The 21,734-nt window shown below is 40.8% G+C and carries 21 protein-coding genes and 3 tRNA genes; 10 read left to right on the plus strand and 14 right to left on the minus strand.

Translation table 11 applies throughout. From position 1 onward, the window contains the following. Positions 1–102: 102 nt before the first annotated feature. The gene (locus tag FTT78_RS00145) at positions 103–795 is read right to left on the minus strand and encodes a pirin family protein (protein ID WP_004971950.1); all 693 of its coding nucleotides are present in this window, start codon (positions 793–795) and stop codon (positions 103–105) included. Positions 796–997: 202 nt separating this feature from the next. Beyond that, a complete protein-coding gene (locus FTT78_RS00150) occupies positions 998–2,242 on the minus strand; it encodes a L,D-transpeptidase family protein (protein WP_004971948.1) in 1,245 nt (414 codons plus the stop codon). A 272-nt stretch (positions 2,243–2,514) separates the two neighbouring features. Here FTT78_RS00150 and hemE point away from each other — a divergent pair, with 272 nt between their 5' ends. From hemE to FTT78_RS00175, 5 genes are all read left to right on the plus strand, one after another. Beyond that, positions 2,515–3,585, plus strand: a complete 1,071-nt coding sequence (gene hemE / locus FTT78_RS00155; protein WP_104853196.1) for a uroporphyrinogen decarboxylase — start codon at positions 2,515–2,517, stop codon at positions 3,583–3,585. 72 nt (positions 3,586–3,657) lie between these two features. Beyond that, positions 3,658–4,479, plus strand: coding sequence for a DUF817 family protein (locus tag FTT78_RS00160; protein WP_154320930.1), 822 nt, complete (start codon positions 3,658–3,660; stop codon positions 4,477–4,479). Positions 4,480–4,716: 237 nt separating this feature from the next. Further along, a complete protein-coding gene (locus FTT78_RS00165) occupies positions 4,717–5,187 on the plus strand; it encodes a DUF3015 family protein (RefSeq protein ID WP_104853198.1) in 471 nt (156 codons plus the stop codon). A gap of 93 nt (positions 5,188–5,280) precedes the next feature. Then, on the plus strand, positions 5,281–7,230 hold the full coding sequence (locus FTT78_RS00170; protein ID WP_180008371.1) for a DUF4105 domain-containing protein: 1,950 nt from the start codon (positions 5,281–5,283) through the stop codon (positions 7,228–7,230). Positions 7,231–7,335: 105 nt separating this feature from the next. Then, positions 7,336–8,691 (plus strand): diguanylate cyclase, encoded by a 1,356-nt coding sequence (locus FTT78_RS00175; protein WP_096900955.1) that lies wholly within the window; start codon positions 7,336–7,338, stop codon positions 8,689–8,691. 98 nt (positions 8,692–8,789) lie between these two features. Here FTT78_RS00175 and folE read toward each other — a convergent pair whose 3' ends face one another. The 5 genes from folE to FTT78_RS00200 all read right to left on the minus strand — a co-directional run bounded on the left by folE (position 8,790) and on the right by FTT78_RS00200 (position 12,614). After that, positions 8,790–9,338 carry a GTP cyclohydrolase I FolE gene (folE, locus tag FTT78_RS00180; protein ID WP_171062567.1) on the minus strand — a complete coding sequence of 183 codons (549 nt, stop codon included), beginning with the start codon at positions 9,336–9,338 and terminating at the stop codon, positions 8,790–8,792. A 93-nt stretch (positions 9,339–9,431) separates the two neighbouring features. After that, positions 9,432–10,121: a Smr/MutS family protein gene (locus tag FTT78_RS00185; RefSeq protein ID WP_104853200.1), complete on the minus strand. Its 690-nt coding sequence runs from the start codon at positions 10,119–10,121 to the stop codon at positions 9,432–9,434. A 16-nt stretch (positions 10,122–10,137) separates the two neighbouring features. Beyond that, entirely contained in the window at positions 10,138–10,944 is an 807-nt protein-coding gene (gene trpC, locus FTT78_RS00190; protein ID WP_180043353.1) for an indole-3-glycerol phosphate synthase TrpC, read from the minus strand. 21 nt (positions 10,945–10,965) lie between these two features. After that, positions 10,966–12,012: an anthranilate phosphoribosyltransferase gene (gene trpD, locus FTT78_RS00195; protein WP_104853302.1), complete on the minus strand. Its 1,047-nt coding sequence runs from the start codon at positions 12,010–12,012 to the stop codon at positions 10,966–10,968. A gap of 17 nt (positions 12,013–12,029) precedes the next feature. Further along, positions 12,030–12,614, minus strand: a complete 585-nt coding sequence (locus tag FTT78_RS00200; protein ID WP_004971915.1) for an aminodeoxychorismate/anthranilate synthase component II — start codon at positions 12,612–12,614, stop codon at positions 12,030–12,032. 874 nt (positions 12,615–13,488) lie between these two features. On the opposite strand from FTT78_RS00200, the gene glnA reads away from it, so the two are divergent. The 4 genes from glnA (at position 13,489) to FTT78_RS00220 (ending at position 16,949) form a co-directional block, all read left to right on the plus strand. After that, positions 13,489–14,904, plus strand: coding sequence for a type I glutamate--ammonia ligase (gene glnA, locus FTT78_RS00205; RefSeq protein WP_171287402.1), 1,416 nt, complete (start codon positions 13,489–13,491; stop codon positions 14,902–14,904). 207 nt (positions 14,905–15,111) lie between these two features. Continuing rightward, positions 15,112–15,600, plus strand: a complete 489-nt coding sequence (locus FTT78_RS00210) for a chorismate lyase (RefSeq protein ID WP_004971911.1) — start codon at positions 15,112–15,114, stop codon at positions 15,598–15,600. Between the two features lie 14 nt (positions 15,601–15,614). Continuing rightward, on the plus strand, positions 15,615–16,493 hold the full coding sequence (gene ubiA, locus FTT78_RS00215; protein WP_178318581.1) for a 4-hydroxybenzoate octaprenyltransferase: 879 nt from the start codon (positions 15,615–15,617) through the stop codon (positions 16,491–16,493). A gap of 198 nt (positions 16,494–16,691) precedes the next feature. Next, the gene (locus tag FTT78_RS00220) at positions 16,692–16,949 is read left to right on the plus strand and encodes a hypothetical protein (RefSeq protein ID WP_180043367.1); all 258 of its coding nucleotides are present in this window, start codon (positions 16,692–16,694) and stop codon (positions 16,947–16,949) included. 16 nt (positions 16,950–16,965) lie between these two features. Here the strand turns inward: FTT78_RS00220 and FTT78_RS00225 are convergent, their stop codons facing one another. The 7 genes from FTT78_RS00225 to FTT78_RS00255 all read right to left on the minus strand — a co-directional run bounded on the left by FTT78_RS00225 (position 16,966) and on the right by FTT78_RS00255 (position 20,071). Then, positions 16,966–17,409 carry a DUF2726 domain-containing protein gene (locus tag FTT78_RS00225; RefSeq protein WP_004971902.1) on the minus strand — a complete coding sequence of 148 codons (444 nt, stop codon included), beginning with the start codon at positions 17,407–17,409 and terminating at the stop codon, positions 16,966–16,968. A 78-nt stretch (positions 17,410–17,487) separates the two neighbouring features. Further along, positions 17,488–17,563 (minus strand) — tRNA-Asn (locus tag FTT78_RS00230). Positions 17,564–17,680: 117 nt separating this feature from the next. Beyond that, a complete protein-coding gene (locus FTT78_RS00235) occupies positions 17,681–17,983 on the minus strand; it encodes a hypothetical protein (RefSeq protein ID WP_004971899.1) in 303 nt (100 codons plus the stop codon). Positions 17,984–18,200: 217 nt separating this feature from the next. Further along, a tRNA-Asn gene (locus tag FTT78_RS00240) sits at positions 18,201–18,276 on the minus strand. A gap of 6 nt (positions 18,277–18,282) precedes the next feature. Next, positions 18,283–18,358: transfer RNA gene (locus tag FTT78_RS00245), tRNA-Asn, on the minus strand. Positions 18,359–18,504: 146 nt separating this feature from the next. Then, positions 18,505–19,131 (minus strand): superoxide dismutase, encoded by a 627-nt coding sequence (locus FTT78_RS00250; RefSeq protein WP_026438302.1) that lies wholly within the window; start codon positions 19,129–19,131, stop codon positions 18,505–18,507. Positions 19,132–19,312: 181 nt separating this feature from the next. Continuing rightward, the gene (locus FTT78_RS00255; RefSeq protein ID WP_004971895.1) at positions 19,313–20,071 is read right to left on the minus strand and encodes a Nif3-like dinuclear metal center hexameric protein; all 759 of its coding nucleotides are present in this window, start codon (positions 20,069–20,071) and stop codon (positions 19,313–19,315) included. A 167-nt stretch (positions 20,072–20,238) separates the two neighbouring features. On the opposite strand from FTT78_RS00255, the gene FTT78_RS00260 reads away from it, so the two are divergent. After that, a complete protein-coding gene (locus tag FTT78_RS00260) occupies positions 20,239–21,417 on the plus strand; it encodes a trypsin-like peptidase domain-containing protein (protein ID WP_004971893.1) in 1,179 nt (392 codons plus the stop codon). Positions 21,418–21,734 lie beyond the last annotated feature (317 nt).

Here is a 21,734-nt window from a genome sequence, read left to right on the forward strand (position 1 = left end):
AATCATGCAATTTCAGCCATAAAAAAGCCCTCTGTAGAAGAGGGCAAGAGGGTAACTCAAAAAATTAAAGATGCTCAATCATAATAAGGTGACAGTCAGGACTTACTGTTTTGGTAAATCAAACCAAATGAACTGGCTGTCTTCTTTTGCTTCAATCACAGCATTATCAGCAAATAACAAAGCATCGCCCGCTTTAACTGTTTGCTCGCCAATGGTGATTTCACCACGAATTACATGCACATAGTTTACCGCTTGTGTTGCTGTAACTTCTAAACGATGTCCAGTTTCTAAAACAGCTGCTTTTACTTCTGCCTGTTGACGAATGTGCATTGGGGCATTGTCATTCGGGCCGACAATTAAATGCCACTGGTTGGGTGCTGTATTTGGGTCACGTTGAATTTGCTGATACGTCGGCTCTGCATCGCGTACATTCGGCTGAATCCAAATTTGCAGCATGTGTACTTCTTCATCACCATTGTTAATTTCGCTGTGCTGAACGCCTGTACCTGCGCTCATTAACTGCCATTCACCTGCAGTAATATGGCGTTCATTGCCCATGCTGTCGCGGTGGGAAATCGTACCACTTAATACACAAGTCAAAATTTCCATGTTGTCGTGTGGGTGAGTACCAAAACCATTATGTGCGGCAATACGGTCATCGTTAATGACACGTAAGGCACTAACACCCATATATTTCGGGTTATACCAATTACCAAAAGAGAAACTATGTTTGGTGTCTAACCACCCCATTTTCACATGACCACGATCTTCACTACGGTGTAAATAAGCATTCATGATAATGCTCCTATCATTTTTTTAACTTGAACTCATCTTAATCTTTTCACCGCAGCCGACCTAGAGGCGAACTGCAACATGCCGTTCTAAAATTGCAACATGTGTAGATTTTTTGCAGAACCTAGACATTTTAGAGTTTTATCGCGGCATTAAAAAACCCACGTAAAAACGTGGGTCTTTTGCGGTTTAAAGCGATCACTGATTATTCAAGGAATTTTACAGTCACGCCAGAACGTACTTTACGACCTAAATCGTTTGCATCCCAGTTGGTTAAACGGATACAACCATGCGACGCCGTTTTTGAAATGGTCGATGGGTTTGGTGTGCCGTGAATACCGAATGATTTTTTACTTAAACCAATCCAGATATTCCCCACAGGGCCGTTAGGGCCTGGTGGTAAAGACAGCGGTTTTAAGTTTTTGCCCTGAATAAAGTTACTTGGTGAATAGCTGTACCATGGGTTTGGTGCAACACCTGTCACTTTATAAGTACCTGTTGGCGATGGAGTATCTGCACTGCCAATGGTTGCTGGGAATGAGCCGACCATTTGGTTTTGTTTGTTGAACAAATACAGTTGTTTTGCACCTTTGTGCGCCACAATCAGGTGAATGTCTTCAGGTAAGTCATTGCGAACGTTGGTCACCAATAACTTTTCACCCACTTTATTAAATGTTGCATTCGGATTTAATTTCTTTAAGAAATTTTCATCCATGTGGAATTTTTCACCTAACATTTCACTTACGCGGGTGTAGTACAAGCCTTTCATTTTGGCTTGTTCTGCATAGTCATGCGGAATAGATTTCGCATAAGGACCTTTTAAGTCCGCTTCAGTAACCGTGTATTCTACAAATGCAGGACGTGAACCTTGACGTGCAACCAACGCATCCCAAGTTTCTTTGGTTAAAATACCCGTTGGGCTAATGCCATTCATTTGCTGGAATGATGCAATTGCTTTTAGGGTGTTCTTACCACTAGTGCCATCAATTGCACCTGGAGAAGCATGTGAATTGTTCAGCATCACGTGTGCACGTGCATACACAGGGAACTGACCTTTACCAATATTTTCATACCAAGTGGCATTATTTAAACCATCTAAAGTCCATGAAGCTTTTGGTGCTGCTGTGTTGGATGTAGCAGTTTGGCTTGCAGAGCTTTTTGTTGGTGCAGTGCCTACATCGGCAGTGGTATCTTCAGTTTTGTGTAGATCATCTAAGGTTTTTGAAGCCTTATTTAAATCATTTTGTTCTTGTTGCGTAATAGCAGTGTCTGTTGCATTTAGATTATTTTGTGCAGCCGATGCTTCTGTCGCTAAAGGATCAATCGGATCTTCAATAGCGGTATTGCTAATCACTTGTGGATTTAACGGTTGTTCAGCAGTAGATGCAGCAAAAGTAGTCCCTGCAAAAATGCAACTTAAACTCATTGCGAGTATTGTGCGAACCAACATGTAATTCAACCTTGAGAATTATTCATTTACATAGATAAAAACTAGCCAAGTATTGCAGAAAAACTAAGGAGATGCAGTAGTTGTTTTGTGTAAATATGCAAGATAACCCCAATTTTACAGTGACTTTTGTTTGTGTGATGTATTTCACATAAACGTAAGCTGAATTTGAACACTGAGAATAAGCTAAAAAAGACGAGCAAGAAATGAAGTTATTAAAACTTCAACCTTTTTGATATGATGGCTGCAAGATTGAAAATGAGTTGGGAAAGTAAATGACGACCTTAAAAAATGATCGTTTTCTTCGTGCCTTATTACGTGAGCCAGTAGATTGCACGCCCGTATGGATGATGCGTCAGGCAGGACGTTATTTACCAGAATATCGTGCTACACGTGCGCAGGCAGGAGATTTTCTTTCTCTATGCAAAAATACTGAATTTGCCTGTGAAGTGACTTTACAGCCTTTGCGTCGTTATGAATTAGATGCCGCTATTTTATTTTCAGATATTTTAACTGTACCCGATGCATTAGGCTTAGGTCTGTATTTTGAAGTAGGCGAAGGGCCAAAGTTTCATAAAACGGTGCGTACCGAGCAAGACGTTGCCAATTTACCTAAATTTAATGCCAAGTCAGACTTAGACTATGTCATGAATGCAGTATCGACCATTCGTTCTGCTTTGGGCGGACAAGTGCCTTTAATTGGTTTTTCAGGTAGTCCATGGACTTTGGCAACGTATATGGTTGAAGGTGGTTCAAGCAAAGATTTCCGTTTCACCAAAAACATGATGTACGCACAGCCTGAAGTTTTACATGCACTATTAGACTGTCTGGCCGATGCAGTGACCGAATACTTAAATGCACAAATTGATGCAGGTGCACAGGCAGTACAAATTTTTGACAGTTGGGGCGGTGCATTGGCCCATCGTGAATATCTTGAATTTTCACTCCACTATATGCAGAAAATTGTGTCAGGTCTGCAACGTGAAAAAGATGGACGTAAAATCCCTGTTATTTTATTTACCAAAGGTGGCGGTCAATGGCTGGAGCCAATGATTGCAACAGGTGCAGATGCTTTTGGTCTGGACTGGACAACACCGTTAAATGTCGCACGTCAAACGGTGAGTGGTCGTGCCGCATTGCAAGGTAACTTAGACCCAGCCACTTTGTACGGTTCACCTGAAGCAATTGCCAAAGCAACACGTGCGATGCTAGATGATGCCTATGCCAATGGTGAAAAAACAGGTTATGTAGCCAACTTAGGGCATGGTATTACCCAGTGGGTAGACCCTGAACGTCCTAAAGTATTTATCGACACGGTTCATGAATACAGTGCCAAATATCTATAATCGCACAATGATATAGATGGATCATTTGTAGATGTATCGGTGTAATCTCAGCTTCAGTCAGGTTGTCACATCATGTGGATAACATGGCTAAAGTCAGGAGTTGAGTTTTCGACTAAGGCAGCTTCGGCTGCCTTATTTGGAATTTTATTGCTGATTGCATTTGCCCTGACTGCTTCAATGGGCAGTCAGGAATATTTCGGATTTTTCCGTTACGACTATTTATTATTCTATGCCTTAATTATTCAAGTTTGTCTTTTATATTTAAAACTGGAATCTTGGGCAGAAGCCAAAGTCATCGCTTTGTTTCATATTTTAGCGATGATCATGGAAATTTTTTTAACTCATCCACAAATTGCATCGTGGCAATATCCTCAACCTGCTGTCTTTAAAATTATGACCGTACCGCTTTTTGCAGGCTTTATGTATTCTGCAGTTGGCAGTTTCTTTGCGCGTTCTTTGCGTTTGTATCGGGTATCTTTACGGAATTTGCCGACTTTTAGCAATATGATGGCCTTGGCAGTGTTGTCGTACATCAACTTCATGAGCAAGTTTTTTATCCCCGATATTCGTTATGGCTTGTTTGCGTGGAGCGTTGTGATTTTCTGGAAAACCAAAATTCGTTTTCAATTACAACGGTCTCAATTACAACTGCCAATGTTGCCTGTATTGATGCTTTTGGCTTTTATTATTTGGGTCGCAGAAAACATTAGCACCTTTTATCAAATATGGTTGTATCCAAGTCAGGTCGATGCGTGGCACATGGTCGGCTGGGGCAAACTCGGTTCTTGGTATTTATTGCTGTTACTGAGTCTGGTTCTGGTCATGAAAATTTTGGGTTATCGCGATGCAGAAGGGCAGTGGACACTGAAAACTGAGGATCAACAGCAGCTGTAAATCTAAATGCTATCTTCAACACTAAAATCTATTTTCAAATTTAAGACCAATCTTTAAGCTAAAAACCAATCGACGCTACAAAAATGCACAAAAATAATGCCTGATTTTGTGATAAATGTTTTGCCTTCTGAGTGACATCTCGCTATCTTAAAATAGTGTAATAAAAATTACACATAGCAATAAAGAATAACGATTCGAAGCATAATTTTTCGAATAATAAATCTCTGGAGTAAGGCGATGATTAAAAAATTAGCATTGGCTGCTGTCTTGGCAGTGGGTTCTACAGCAGCATTTGCAGACCGTGATGCAGGTTGTGGTATCGGTTCTCAAGTTTGGGCAGGTCAGTCTGGCAAAGTTGCAAAAATTTTAGCAGCAACTACAAACGGTATTTTTGCAAACCAATTGTTTGGTATCACATTTGGTACTTTAGGTTGTAGCGGTACAGGTACAGTAACTGCACAAGTTGTGACATTTACCAATGAAAATGCTGAAACATTGGCACGCGATATGGCAGTTGGTGAAGGCGAAAGCTTGAACGTATTGGCTGAATTATTAAGCATTAAAGCAGAAGATAAAGCACATTTCTTTGCGGTTTCTAAGCAAAACTTTGCATCTATTTATTCTGCAGAAAACCAGACTTCTTTAGAAGTATTGGCATCTTTACAGAGCGTGATGGCGAATGATGACGTTTTAAAAGCATACGTTTAAGTTTGAATAAAGCCCTGCATTATTCGCAGGGCTTTTTTATAGCACAAGAATACGTTTAAGCCTGAATATGTATATAAAATTTATAAAATGTCCATGAAATCCATTATTTTAAGTAGTTTAGTTTTTTTATCTCCTACGGTTTTTGCGTTATCTCCTGAAATATCTCCAATACAGATTCAGCCACTTACAGCCACTTCTACAGTACAAAATACAAATAAATTAGCAATATCTTCCGCACATTATGTGCAAAAAGCCAAAGACCTACACTTGGCAGAACAGGTGACTTGGCAGCGTTTAATGTATGCGCAGCAAGGCAAAAGTGAAGTGCAATATGCAGGCTATTTTGTGTCGGAACAAGGCGGAAGCAATTTAAACCAAGAGTTACTTCGCAATGTGCAGGCATTATTTGAAACAGCGCCTGCCAATCAATCGGTGCAGTGTAAATTTCCTGCACGTAGCCGCTGGTTAATTGAACAATTACAAATTCCTCAACAAGATTTGGCACAGGTGCAATGTCCTGAATTGGACGAATGGATTGGACAAATTAAACCTTATAAAGCAGTGCTGATTTATGCCACAGACTTTATGGGCAATCCAAGTTCTATGTTTGGGCATACTTTATTGCGCTTAGACCCAAAAGATCAAAAACAACTGAATTTAATTTCCTACGCTGTCAATTATGCAGCAACGGTAACGGGCAGCGAAGGTTGGTCTTATGCATGGAAAGGACTTACAGGGCAATATCCGGGTGAATATTCACTGATGCCGTATTACCGCAAAGTAAAAGAATATGGCGATTTAGAAAGCCGAGATTTGTGGGAATATGAACTGGCACTGAATGAGCAGGAAACCACATTTTTAGTGCAGCACATTTGGGAAATGAAGCATGTGCAATTTCCGTATTATTTTATCAGTGATAATTGTGCCTATCGCTTATTGGGTTTAATGGATTTGGTGCGCCCTGAGCTGAATTTACAGCAGCAGTTTAGAGTCGCATCTATTCCAATTGAAACACTAAAAGCTGTAGAGCAGGAAAATTTAGTGGCAGATGTTGTCTATCGTCCTGCTTTGGAAACTCAGTTATTGGCGCAAGCTAGACAACATGGCACAGCGTTGGCAAAAACTGCCCATCAAGTGGCCGAAGCAGAACCTGAAAATGTGGCGGCAGTTTTGCAAAATTACAGCCAAATCGATCAAGCTAAAATTCTGGAAATGGCTTATGACGATTTGTATCTGAAACTGATTGGACGCAAAATTGAAGCCAAAATTGCACAACCGCGACTGAGACAAATTTTAAGTTTAAGAAGTCAGATCAATTTAGAAAAACAACGTCAGGATGTCGCACGCCCTCAGGTCGATCCTGTGCAGGGGCATCATGCACGAAGCTTTGCTGTGCGTACTGGCGAGGTGCAAGGCGAGCATTTTGTAGAGTTGAGTCATCGACAGGCTTACCATGACTTACTTGATCCGCAAGGTGGTTTTCGTACAGGGACGCAACTCAACTTTTTAGAAGCTTCTGTGCAATATCGTGAAGACCGCTTAAAACTGAATCAGTTAGATTTACTCTCGGTGAACTCTTATAACCCAATGACCGCATTTAAAACACCACTTAGTTGGGGCTTTAATTTGGGTTGGCAGCAAGAAGCCCTGAATTCGCACGGGGCTTTTAGCGAAACGGAACAGCATGGTGTTTTAAGTTTAAAAACACAGTTTGGTTATAGCGTGGCTAATCAAGCGCGTGAACATTTGTGTTATGTGCAAATTCAAAATCATGTGCAAGCGGGTAAGGCTTTAGACAAAGGCTGGCGTGTTGGAATTGGCCCAACACTGGGTTGTCAAAATATTTGGTCAGCACGCATGAATAGTTTGGTTCAGCTTGAATTACCGTATTGGGAAGATCGTCACCAATGGCAATTTAAGCTGAACAGCCAGTTGCAATATGTACTCAACCCGCAGCATGTGTTGCGATTGGGTTGGGAATATCAACAACAGGACAAACAGGACTGGAACAAGACCAGTTTAGGCTATGTGCATTTTTTTTAAAGAGCTGTTGAATTTATACTGAATTGTAAAAAACCAGCTAAACAAGTTGAGTTGCTGGTGAAACCCGTTAAAATTTAGCAGTTTCTTTTGGCTGGGTTGTTGTGGATGTATCAAGAGTGTACGCATGAGCTTGCAGAGCAATGGAAGTCAATTTGCGAGCAATTTAAGCCAGAAGATTTGCAAGCGACATTCCAGTTTATTCAAGCACATGCAGAAGATTTTGTGATCGAGTTCTATCAGCAAATGTTGCTTGAAGAACATGCGACAGAATTTTTGTCTGCAGAGATGGTGAAGAATCGCTTAAAAAACTCTTTATATCAGTGGCTAATTTCCAGTTTTGAAGTTCCGTTTCAACACAATTATAACGAGATTGTAGAAAAGCAATTTAAAGTGGGCGATGTGCATGCACGTGTACAAATTCCATCTTGGCTGATTATTCGTGGTGTGCGCGTTATTATAAAAAAGGCTTTTGAGTTTTTTGCAACAGAAGCCAATAGCAACTTAAATCAGTTTAATTATTTAAGCCAAATTTTGTGCTTTGCCACAGAAATTATGTGCCGATCTTATGAAATGAAGGTCGAAGTACATAATGATATGAAACATACCTATCGCTTATTTTCTGCCATGCAAGATGTCGCCGTGCATAAAGACCGACAACGCGGGACTTTGCTGGATTGGGAAAATGAGCTGATGTTTCAGGTGGTGTCCGATCACACCAAAATGACGCAACCGATTTTATCTAAAACAGAATTTGGCTTATGGTTTATTCATAAAGCGGCTTATGCCTTTTCAAGTTCGGAACAAGTACAAACTATTACCGAATTTATTTATCAGGTGGATGAATTAATTCAGAAAATTGGTCAATGTGAAAGTCAGGCACAGGCAATTGAAATGATTCAATCCATTCGTGCCAAGAATCGTGAAATTTTGCATTTAGTCGATCAAATTTTTCAGGTGTCTGAATATATCAGTTCAGGCAATGATGCCTTAACTCAACTGCTCAACCGCCGTTATTTAAATACCATCGTGTCCCGTGAAATTAATTTTTCACGAAAAAATAATTCGCCTTTAACATTGTTGGCGATAGATGCCGATCATTTTAAATCAATTAATGACCGTTATGGACATGCAGCAGGAGATGATGCATTACAGTTTTTAGCTGATGTGATTTTGCAATATGCAAAAGGCAGTGACTATGCCTTCCGAATTGGCGGCGAAGAATTTTTACTGTTACAGATTGATACCACCATTGATCGTGCCTTGGTAGTCGCTGAAAATATTCGTAAACGTGTCGAAAAAGCCACATTAAAAACATCAACAGGTGAAGAATTTAACTTTACCATTAGTATAGGTGTGCATGAATATGATGGGCATCCAGACTATCAACGTTTTTTTGAAGAAGTGGATAAAGCCTTGTATATGGCAAAAAATAATGGACGCAACAATGTGTCTGTAGGTTGAATCTGAAGATGTATCAAGCTAATTTTTTAATCTAAAACCCAAAAATCCCGAACATAAATTTCGGGATTTTTTATTTGATTGAGGAACTTAGCCACAATTTAAAAACTCTCAGGCACCGCACTTAAAAATTCACGACGGGCTTCTTTATCTGTTTTAAAGTCACCTACAAAAGATACGGTACGTGTGGTCGATTCCTGTTTGCCTACACCGCGCATCATCATGCACATATGGGCTGAATCAATCACCACAGCAACACCGCGTGCTTTGGTCACTTCAGCCACAGCTTCCGCAATTTGCTGAGTCAGATTTTCCTGAATTTGCAAACGACGTGCAAACATTTCGGTAATACGGGCAAATTTAGACAAGCCTAAAACATTACCTTCAGGTAAATAGGCGATATGCACGCGACCATAAAATGGCAATAAATGATGTTCACACAGTGAGTAGAACTCAATATTTTTCACCAAGACCATTTCACGGTTGTCGGATGGAAATACGGCATTATTGGTCACTTCGGCTAAGGTTTGGCTATAGCCCGAAGTTAAATACGAAAAAGCTTTAGCAGCACGCATCGGCGTATCTTTTAGACCTGGACGATTAAGATCTTCACCAACGGCGGTTAGGATGTTTGCGTAGGATTGCTGCATAGACATAAGACGTGTTCACTTACACTGATATTGAACAAGGTCGGCATTGTAACAGAAAACTATTGCAATGCCTTGTTTAAAAGATGAAACCGATTACTGTTTAAACTTTGGGTTCTTTTCGCTGCGTTTAAGCAACACTAAAACTGCACCAGTGCCACCTTGTTTTTCAGGCGCACTCACAAAAGCCAAAACATCACGATGCTGACGCAGCCAGCCATTTACATAAGTTTTTAAAATGGCTTCAGGGCCTTTGCCATGCACAATTTTAATCACGTTCTGGTTTTCATCTTTAGCCATTTGAATGATTTGCAAAACGGCTACCCGCGCTTCTTCTACCGTACAACCGTGCAAATCAACAGCTTCAAACCAGCGTAAGTTGCCTGCTTTTAAATCTTCAAAGACTTTATGTTGCAAAGTTGCAATGCGATAGCTCAGCGAAGCTTGGCTGCCCACAGGGTTAAGCATGGCTTGCGTATCGGACAGCAAGGTATCATCGGTTTCCATAGGGCCTATGGCTGCTGCACGTTTGGCCAGCGTTTGGGCATCTGGTTTTTTCTTGGCAGTGTGTTCGATTTTTGCAATATTGCCTGCGTCCATTTTTTGAACGCCTTGCATTTGCTGACGAAACAATGCGAGATCATCTTCCTGTTGTTGCTCAGGCGTCTGAACTTTGGGTTCAGACGGCTTGGCAATGCTTGAAGTATGAGGCTGAGTGATTTGCTTTTTAAAAGATTTTAGTAAATTGTACTGTTCTTTAGAAAGCGAAGAATCATGTTTACTCATGGTATTTCAAATTGGATTATAGATTTTCAGGCTGACCAAACAGTGCCGTAAAGGCATGGTCAGGACGTGCTTGTTTCATAAAACTTTCACCGACCAAGAAACTGTGAATCTCATGGTCTTGCATCATGCGGACATCTTCTGGTGTGGCGATACCACTTTCAGTGACCAATAAATGCGCAGGCGGCAACAAGTTTTTTAAACGCAATGAGGTGTTTAAATCGACTTCAAAGGTTTTTAAATTTCGGTTATTGACCCCTAAAATACAACGCTCTGAAAGATTCAAAGCACGTTCCAATTCATTTTCATCATGCACTTCAACCAACACATCTAAGTGATGTTCAAAAGCCGTTTCCGACATTTCTTCCAACTGTTGGTCAGATAAGCAAGATACAATCAATAACACACAGTCTGCATGTAAGGCACGTGCTTCCACCACACCATACGGATCAATCAAGAAATCTTTACGCAGAGCAGGCAAGTTACAGTGTGAACGGGCAATCTGAATATTTTCATCTGCACCCTGAAAGAAATCGACATCAGTCAGCACAGATAAACAGGCTGCGCCTGCGGCTTCATATTGCTGTGCAATTTCGGCAGGGTCAAAGTTTTCACGAATAATGCCTTTAGATGGTGATGCTTTTTTAATTTCCGCAATCACCGCTGGGCGTTTGTTATGCAAGGCTTGTGCAAAGCCACGTGCAGGTGTTGCTGCACGTGCCAATTGTTCTAGGTCTGCATAACTGCGTTGTTTTAAACGCTCGGCAAACTCTTCTTTTTTACGTTCTACAATTTTACCTAAAATGGTATTGCTAATATCCACCATGATGCACCTTCCTGATTTGCTTTATGCTTCGTACTGTTTGAGCGTTTTGGTAAATTCAGACAACACGCCCATTTTTTCCAAAGCTTGTCCACCATAAATAATGTCATGTGCCAAAGCGACACCTTGTTTGTAGCTTGTAGTTAGACCCGAAACATAGATACCCGCACCCGCATTGAGTGCAATCATATTGGCCGCTTTTTCGCCTTTGTCTGATTTGTTTTTGCCTAAAGCATCTTTAATCAAACTCAAGCTTTCAGCAGAGTTTTCTACAATCAGTCCTGTTAAAGTTTGAGATTCAATTCCCACGCTTTCAGGGGTAAGTTCCCATTCGGTAATTTCACCATCTTTGAGTTCTGCAACATAAGTGCTCGAAGCAAGGCTAATTTCATCTAAACCATCTTTAGAATGCACCACCATGACATGCTCAGCACCGAGCTGTTTCATCACTTCTGCAATCGGGCGGCATAATTCATTGCTAAACACCCCAATGACAAAACGCTTTACACCCGCAGGGTTAGTCAATGGCCCAAGCAAGTTGAAAATACTGCGAATACCCAACTCTTTACGCGGGGTAACCGCATATTTCATGGCTTTGTGATGATTCGGTGCAAACAAGAAACCTACGCCCATTTCACGAATACAGCGTTCAGTTTGTTGCATGTTTAAGTCAAGATTAATGCCTGCTTGCTCAAGTAAGTCAGATGAGCCTGATTTGGTTGAAACCCCACGGTTACCGTGTTTGGCAATGGTTGCACCTGCAGCTGCAATGACAAAGGAAGAGGCGGTAGATACGTTAAATAGGTTTTGACCATCGCCACCTGTACCAACAATATCTACGAGAAAAGGAATATCGCTGACATCAATTTTGATGGCAAATTCACGCATTACACGTGCAGCAGCAGTAATTTCATCAATGCTTTCGCCTTTTAAGCGTAAGCCCATCATCAATGCACCAATTTGAGCGTCTGTTGCTTCGCCCGACATAATCGCGCGCATCACATCTTCCATTTGAGGCTGAGTCAGGTGAATTTGTTTTGTAATATGGTTGAGTGCTTGTTGAATATTCATGTGATTTGACTCGCTCATTATGCGTAAATTTCCAAAAAGTTTTTAAAGATTTGATGACCGTGTTGGCTCAGGATCGATTCGGGGTGAAATTGCACGCCTTCAACAGGCAAAGTTTTGTGCTTCACGCCCATAATTTCTTCCATCGAACCATCTGCTTCTTTGGTCCAGCATGTCACTTCCAGACAATCTGGCAAGGTTGCTTGATCAATCACCAAAGAGTGGTAACGGGTTGCAGAAAATGGTGAAGGCAGATTGCTAAAAATACCTGTGTTGCTGTGGTACATATCCGATAAACGACCATGCATCACGGTTTTAGCGCGCACAATGTTTCCACCAAAGGCTTGTCCGATACTTTGGTGTCCTAAACACACACCCAGTAACGGAATTTTGCCTGCAAAATGCTGAATTGCAGGAATAGAAATCCCTGCTTCAGATGGAGAACAAGGGCCTGGGCCAATCACCAAATACTTGGGTTGCCATCGCTCAATATCTTCTAATGTCACGGCATCATTACGAACGACTTTTACTTCCTGATTTAACTCGCCAAAATACTGGACGATGTTGTAGGTAAAAGAGTCATAGTTGTCGATCATTAAAAGCATGAGCTAACCTATTGAAAATTGAACACTTTAAGTGCTAAAGAGTCTGAGATAATTTGCTTTATTCCTGCGCCTATAATGAGAAAGGACTTTATTTTTCTTGTCGAAAAGAAGGTGGAATAAGGAAGCGCTTATCATCATAGCAAAAAATAAGCATTTTCTGCGGACTATTTATATGATAATCCCTGTTAAAGCTTATCAGCGCATTCACCAGTTCATAGATTTTCAAAGCTTATTACACATTGTTCAAGTTTGATCTGAAAGAAATGATCACTTGATCAAGCTGGGTCATTCAGCAGTCATATTTTAGCTTCACACTTATAGATAACGTAAAAAATGCGCTAAAAAGTAGCATCATGGCGCATGTTATTAGCGGTTCACGTCAGGTAGTTTGAGTGCAGCGTTTCGATAGAAAATACAAATCTGCAGTATAGATATTTTCAATCAGCTTGCTCGAAAAGAATACAGATTTAGGATTTTTAAACGATCTTATTATTTTTGCTCAATAAAAAATAAAGTGTTGTTTAATATTGTTGAATAATTTGCATTGCTCAATGAAAGTACGGCACAGCAAAATACTTGCATAGATACAGTTTGAGCTATTTTTTGATCTACAATTCAACAGAAATAAAACATAAATGCACTAAAATGGTGCTATGTTTTGCAGTTTTAAATCAAATCAAATGAACAGTGTTTGAATATGGTGCAAATCGTATTTCTGACAGTATAATAGCGACAAAGTAATTTTTTTAAATGATGTATTCTCATACGGAATTCATGGTTTTAGCTTTGCTTTTAAAAGTTGGTACGCTAATTGCTTAATAACTGCCAACTACTAACACGCACTTTCGGGTGCAACAAAAAACATCGGAGCAAAATGAGCATGGCGAACAAGGTCCTTCAACTCATCCAAGAAAGTGGTGCAAAATGGGTCGATTTCCGCTTTACAGATACTAAGGGTAAAGAGCAGCACGTAACTTATCCTGCAGACAGTATCGATGAAGATACTTTTGAAGACGGTAAAATGTTTGATGGTTCTTCTATTGAAGGCTGGAAAGGAATCGAAGCATCAGACATGATCTTACGCCCAGATGCCAACACAGGTTTCATTGACCCGTTCTTTGCAGAACCAACAGTGGTTGTAACGTGTGATGTTATCGAACCATCGACAGGTCAAGGCTATGACCGCGATCCACGCTCTATTGCTCGCCGTGCTGAAGAATATTTAAAATCGACAGGTATTGGTGATACTGCTTTCTTTGGTCCAGAACCAGAATTCTTCGTATTTGACGAAGTAAAATGGGACATCGATATGTCTGGCGCGCGCCACACATTAATCGCTGAAGAAGCTGCATGGTCTACAGGTAAAGACTACGAAGCTGGTAACTCAGGTCACCGTCCACGTGTGAAAGGCGGTTATTTCCCAGTACCACCAGTAGATTCTTCTCAAGATATGCGTGCAGATATGTGTGCAAAAATTGAAGAAATCATGGGGCCTGGTCGTGTAGAAGTACATCACCATGAAGTTGCATCTTGCCAGTTAGAAATTGGTGTGAGCTTCAATACTATGGTGCGTAAGGCTGACGAAGTGCAACAGTTCAAATATGCAGTTTGGAACGTTGCGCATCAATATGCAAAAACTGCAACCTTTATGCCTAAACCAATGGTAGGCGATAACGGTTCAGGTATGCACGTACACATGTCTATCTCTAAAGATGGCAAAAACTTATTCGCAGGCGATGAATACGCAGGTTTGTCAGAAATGGCGTTGTACTTCATTGGCGGTATTATCAAACATGCCCGCTCTTTGAACGCGTTGACTAACCCATCGACCAACTCATATAAGCGTTTAGTACCGCACTTTGAAGCACCAATTATGTTGGCTTACTCAGCGCGTAACCGTTCTGCATCTATTCGTATTCCTTACGTGTCTAGCCCGAAAGGCAAACGTATTGAAGCGCGTTTCCCTGATCCAATGATGAACCCGTACTTAGGTTTTGCGGCATTGTTGATGGCGGGTCTTGACGGTATTCAAAACAAGATTCACCCAGGTGAAGCTGCAGATAAAAACTTGTATGACCTTCCGCCTGAAGAAGAAGCAAAAATCCCAACTGTGGCACACAACCTAGAAATGGCGCTTGATGCTTTGAAAGAAGATCACGACTATTTATTAAAAGGTGGTGTATTCACCAAAGACATGCTTGATGCTTATATCGAATTGAAAACTGAAGATGTACGTCGTTTGAACACGACGACTCACCCAGTTGAATTTGATATGTACTACAGCTTGTAATACATCAAAAATCTTAAATTTGAAAAACCCGCTTCGGCGGGTTTTTTGTTTTAGATGGTGCAATCATGGTTTTGAATTGGCATGGATTTTATCAAAATATAAGAATTCGCTTAATTTTTTTGGATAATTGCAGGGAATTGCGCCATCGGTCACAAAACTTTGCCTAAATTTGGGCTACACTAGGCTATCTTGTTAAGGTGGCGGAACATGCGAACACAGCCTATTTTTCCCAAGCAGGCAAATCTGCCTTCTGAATTAAAAACATGGCTATATGCAGCAGGTTCTTTGACCCAACAACTGACTCAGCTCGCAGGCGGACAATTTAAAGTTGAACCACTGCAGCAATCTTTTCAGCGTTTAAATTTACAAGATGCCCAGTGGATGCAAATGCCACATTGGCACACTTCATGGGTGCGTGAAAGCTATTTATATGGGTGTGATGAACAGCCATGGGTCAAAGCCAAAAGTATTTTTCCGATTCTAAGTTTGCAAAGCAAAGCCCGTTTATTTCAGCATATTGGCAATAAACCCATTGGCTGGTTTTTATTTCAGCGTACCAATCCGTTGTGTCAAAGGCGTGTGGTTTTGCTCGATGAAGGCTGGACACGACAGAGTTGCTATACTTGGCATGGCTGTAAATTTATTGTGCAAGAAACTTTTTTACCGCGTTTTGAGCAATTTATTCAACAACATTAAGATACGAGATTGGTATGGCATTGGCACAGCAGATCACGTGGCGTGAGCGTTTAGAAGCATATTATTATTTGTGTCGTTTCGATAAACCGATTGGCACAGAACTGGTGTTTTGGCCAACCATGTGGGCCTTGTGGATTGCTAATCAGGGCATGCCGTCTATCGGGATATTAATCCCTATGATTCTGGGCACAATTTTTATGCGCGCTGCAGGCTGTGCCATTAATGACTTTGCTGACCGTAAGGTGGATGGTCATGTGGAGCGTACCAAAACACGTCCTTTAGCCACGGGTGTGATTAGTGCCAAAGAAGCCATTTATGTATTCTTGGGTTTGGTTGCACTTAGCGCAGCCATGTTGTTGTTCTTACCGATTGAAACTTTTTATTGGTCATTTGGGGCATTATTTTTAGCGTTTATTTATCCATTTATGAAACGCTACACTCATTTACCGCAAGTGTTCTTGGGAGCGGCATTTTCATGGTCTATCCCTATGGCTTATACCGCTGTAGGTGCAACGCCTGATCTTACTTGTTGGTTATTGTATTTTGGCAATTTGGCGTGGACTGTGGCTTATGACACTCAATATGCAATTACAGACCGTGAATATGATTTGAAAATTGGGGTGAAATCTACCGCAATTTTATTTGGTCGCTATGACATTCAAATTATTTCATTGTTGCAAGCGGGCAGTGTGCTTTTGATTGGTACGGCATTGTGGTTAGAAAATTTATTGATTCCGTTTGGTTTAGCGGCGTTATTGGTGGTGGTTGCAGACTTTATATATCAATGGAGTAAAACTAAAGATAAAGACCCGCAACGCTGTTTTTGGGCATTTCGTCATAACCGTTGGGTAGGGCTGATTATTTTTGTGGGAATTGTATTGGCTTTAATGTAAATATTTCTGTGCGATAAAAAACTGAGCAAAGCATCTGATGGTAGTTTGGTCAGGTGCTTTTTTATTCGATCGCTGATCAATTTTTGCTGTTAAAAATTAAACTGAGCATTAGAACGTGCGTACTTATGCACAAAGCACAATCAGCATTATTCTGATATATTGAGCTTCATTTTGATGCGTTTGAAATAGGAATATATGATGTCACAGTCTGAGCAGCAAAGTCCTGAAAAAAAGCCAAGTCTAAAAAAGATGATTATCTTGGCAAGCTTAGGTTTGTTGATTCCTATCTTTTTGGTCAGCATGGCATTTTTAGCAGTCAATAGTGATGCCAAAAATCAGGAAAAATATAAACAACAGCAGGCAGAAATTATTGCGCGTATTGAAGCGCGTGAAGCTGCAGAACAACAAGCGAAGCAGGCCAGTCAGATACAAGCCGCTTCAGAAGCTACACCTTAATATCGAGTTGATGATTTCAGCTCAAATCTGATTGCAATTGTCTGATACTCGGAATTTCGGTGTATCGGACAACGCGATAACCTGCCTCGTGAAACATTGCATCCCGTTCTGCATCTTCCTGTTCTTTGCCAATATGTGAGGGGTCATCTAACTCTATAATTGCAATGACCTGCATTTCTGCATTTAAGATCACAAAATCAGTCACTTTACGATTAAACAGCGCACGAATTTTATAGTGGTTGTTGGTGATTAATGCGCTAAACGCCACTTGCGCCAAGATGTGATGCTCAGGAAAAGCTTGTTTTAAACGCATAAACATTCTGCGTTCAAAAGCAGTCATCATCGGTTTAGGATAAAAGTTTTTCTTGGGGAAAAATAATTGCTTAAAAATTAAGATAAACAGGGCAAGGCTAGCCAAGCTGCCAATAAGCAAGAAAGTCGATTGACTGGATTCAAACATAGATGATGCGGTGTCGTTAGACCCTAAACGGCAGGAATAAAAAACCCACGTCATAATGCGTGGGTTTTTTAAGAATTTTGGCTCTCCCACCTGGGCTCGAACCAGGGACCTGCGGATTAACAGTCCGTCGCTCTACCGACTGAGCTATGGGAGAATCTGACACGCATTCTATGTGGGTATCTGTTTTTGGTCAAGCTGGAATTGAAAAAAAACCGTAATTATAGATTAACTGCTTTAAAAATAATCATCTAGCTTTGTTTCAATGCAGTTTTTAGAGTGCTTGAATGGCTTTTATATAATCTTCGCGTGTCTGTGGTGGGTTGGTTTTACGACATAAGTTAATTAATTGCAGCATCTCTTGCTGAGTCATTTCTGTTTTCACTTGGCTTTGAATTTGTTTTAAGGTGGCTTGTTGTTGTGCGTTCAGATCACGACTGCATTGATACAGACGTTCATACATGAGTGTCGCAGCAGTTTTATTGCTTTCAGATTTTTGCGTACATTGAAAAATTGCAAAAATCACCACAATCAGAATTGTCCAAAAAATCAGGGATTTTAACCAAGGCGCTTGCATGGGCTTTCAAGTTTTATTGTTGTTGATGAACCTAAGTTAGCGAAAAAATAGAGTCATCACAAGAGGGGATAGCCCGATCTTCACTGTATGATTTTAATTTTGATTTAAGGGGAGAGTGAGGCCTGTTCCATTCGTTTAGAACATCATATCCACTATAAAAACAATAAAAATTGCAAAAAAAAATCCCACGTCATACTGCGTGGGATTTTTAGAATCTTGGCTCTCCCACCTGGGCTCGAACCAGGGACCTGCGGATTAACAGTCCGTCGCTCTACCGACTGAGCTATGGGAGAATAGATTGGCTCTCCAACCTGGGCTCGAACCAGGGACCTGCGGATTAACAGTCCGTCGCTCTACCGACTGAGCTATTGGAGAATCTGTGGGGCATTTTAGGGATGAAAGTTTAAGTCGTCAACACGTTCATCATCAGAAATGTATTGTTTGCTTTATAAATATTCATTTCATCTGCAAAAATAAAAAAACTGCCCATAAAGAGCAGTTTTTCTACAGAAAAATAGAAATTATTTTTCTACACCAGCATCTTGACCTGCGTATTTCGCATTTGCGTAATCCCAGTTTACAAGGCTTTCTAAGAAAGTTTTGATGTAAACAGGACGTGCATTACGGAAGTCGATGTAGTAAGCGTGTTCCCAAACGTCAATCGTCAATACTGCAACTTTGCCGTGCGCCATTGGTGTGTCAGCATTTGAAGTTTTCATAATAGAAAGTTTGCCATTCACTTCGTCAGCTACTAACCAAGCCCAACCTGAACCGAATTGAGTTGTTGCAGCAGCAGCAAATTCTTCAGCAAATTTTTCGTAAGAACCGAAAGCTTCATCAATTTTAGCAGCCAAAGCACCAGTAGCTTTACCACCACCGTTTTTCGCCATACAGTTCCAGTAGAACGTGTGGTTCCAAACTTGCGCTGCGTTGTTGAATACACCAGCTTTAGCTGCATCGCCTGCAGTTGCTTTGATGATTTCGTCTAAAGTTTTACCTTCAAGCTCCGTACCCGCGATCAAGTTGTTCAGGTTCACAACATAAGTGTTGTGGTGTTTGTCGTGGTGGAATTCTAAAGTTTCTTTGCTGATGTGTGGAGCAAGATCTTCGTAACCGTATGGTAAAGCCGGTAAAGTAATGGTTGTCATGTTTTCAATTCCTTGCATTTTGCTGGGTTTTAACATTAAGTGGCTCTATTGTAATAGATTTCGAGATCAAATTGCGCATTAGGTATAAATAACCATACAGAATAAGACTCGAATGTATACATCTAAAGACTATGTTAAACACAGATGTCATTTGAGTGAAATCGTTGGGTGAAACGGTGTATTAAATTGGGTTATTTAATTCAAAATAACTATACTCAATATTAAACTGTTCTGAAATAGCTTTTGCGAGTCGTTGTACACCATAGCGCTCAGTCGCGTGATGTCCGCAGGCATAATAATGCACGCCTAGTTCTTTGGCTTCATAATAGGTGCGTTCACTGACTTCGCCCGAAATAAAGGCATCACAACCTTGTTCTGCCGCTTTGCCAATAAAATCTTGTGCTGCACCCGTGCAGAACCCTACTTTTTGAATCTGACTTTTTTCGGCAGGAAGATGAATGGTTTTAAAGCCTAAACGCGCTGTGAGATAGTCACGAAATTCGGTTGCGCTCATGGCTTGCTTTAAAAAACCAATATTACCAATAGGATGACGTTCACTCGGGTCTAGGGCTTGCAAATTTTCTAATGCCAAACATTCAGCAATGGCAGCATTATTGCCTAGACTTGGGTGTGAATCGAGCGGTAAGTGATAACCCACCAAAGAAATATCATGCTGGATTAAACTTTTGATGCGTTTACCGCGCATGCCTGTAATTGGGTAAGGTTCGCCTTTCCAAAAATAGCCATGATGTACCAACAGTAAGTCTGCATTTTGGGCAATAGCAGCATCAATAGCCTCTTGAGAGGCAGTCACTGCACATAAAATTTTTTGAACTTCAGACTTACCTTCAATTTGTAAACCGTTGGGCGCGTAATCTTTAAATTCATGTGTATTTAAAGTTTGATCACACCATTGAATAATTTCTTTTAGCTGCGCCATAACTTTCTCAAATTGCTCATATTTAGCCAATATCAAAACATATTTTGTATTGTAACTAAAGCAAGACAAAACTCTTGGGCTTTTTTATGTTTCTATTTGTGTTTCGTTTTACAATAGCTCATTCAATGACTTAATCATCAAAAAAAATTTACTTAGAGGTACAAAACGTGCGCCGGACCTTTACCTGGTTACCTTGGGTGTTACTCATTCTGGTTATTATTGGCTTTGTGACTTGGCAACAACTGCAAAAACCGAAAGCGCCTGTGGCTGCCGATGGGGTCAAAATGCCTGCCGAGAAAGTTGAACCATTAATTGATACAACACGGACAGGTGGGGTGGTGTCGTATAGCGCTGCGGTTAAAGTGGCAGCGCCTGCGGTGGTAAATATTTTTACCACACAAAAAGTGAAACAAATGGATCATCCATTGTTAAATGACCCTGCATTTCGTGAATTTTTTGGCAATCAGTTACCCGATCAATTTAAGCAAGGCCCAAATGAAAACAGTTTGGGGTCTGGGGTCATTGTTCGTCCAGATGGTTATATTTTAACGAATAATCATGTGATCGCGCAGGCTGAACAAATTGTCGTGGCTTTGCACGATGGACGCCGTGCGGTTGCAAAAGTTGTTGGAACTGACCCAGACACAGACTTAGCGGTCATTAAAATTGATCTAGAAAAACTGCCTGTATTGCCATTTAAACTGAGTGGCAATGAAGTGGGCGATGTCGTACTTGCGATTGGTAACCCATTTGGTGTGGGACAAACCGTGACTCAAGGGATTATTTCTGCGACAGGACGTTCTGACTTGGGTATTAATACCTATGAAGATTTCATTCAAACCGATGCAGCAATTAATCCAGGTAACTCAGGTGGTGCATTGATTGATGTGGCAGGGAATTTGATTGGGGTAAATACGGCAATTTTCTCGCAATCAGGTGGTTCATTGGGCATCGGCTTTGCAATTCCTGCACAAGTCTGTCAGCAGGTTTTAAACTCGATTTTAAAAGATGGACGTGTGGTTCGTGGTTGGTTAGGTATTAGTTTGTTGCCTGTGCAACAAGACAACATTTTAGAACCTGCACAAGGCGGTGTAGTGGTTGCTGATGTACTGCGCGGTGGCCCTGCAGCAGAAGCAGGTTTAAAACGTGGTGACAAAATTTTAAAAGTGAATGATGAAGCGATTACTTCAACCTCGCATTTAATTAATTATGTTGCTGCACAAGCACCGCATACGACGGTGACTGTTTCAGTTGAACGTGGTGAAGAAGCCTTAGATTTGGAAGTCGCAGTCGGTGAGCGCAAAGTTCAAAATACCGATAAGCAATTTATTCCATTGCCTGAATAATAGATTTAACAGTAACAATTTAGCCTTGCCCGTTTGCAGGGCTTTTTTGTTGGCTAAGTAAATGGAGATCGACTGGAAATAACCAAAGTGATACGGATAACGTGATTTGATTTATCTCTGGGTAGATACAAAGAGAAGGTGGGCTAAATAAACTGTATTGATGAATGATGATACTTTTTGATAGATCTAATCAATCGAGGGGTTGGTTTTGTGTGGCAAGTGTGGATGTATTCGGTGTTGATGTCTTAGAAGATTTAAACGTGCTGTTTAAACATGATGGGTCTCAACTTAGATAAAGAAAGGCATAAAAAACAGCA

The organism is Acinetobacter sp. YH01011 (genome assembly GCF_013420785.1).
GTDB classification, from domain to species: domain Bacteria; phylum Pseudomonadota; class Gammaproteobacteria; order Pseudomonadales; family Moraxellaceae; genus Acinetobacter; species Acinetobacter towneri.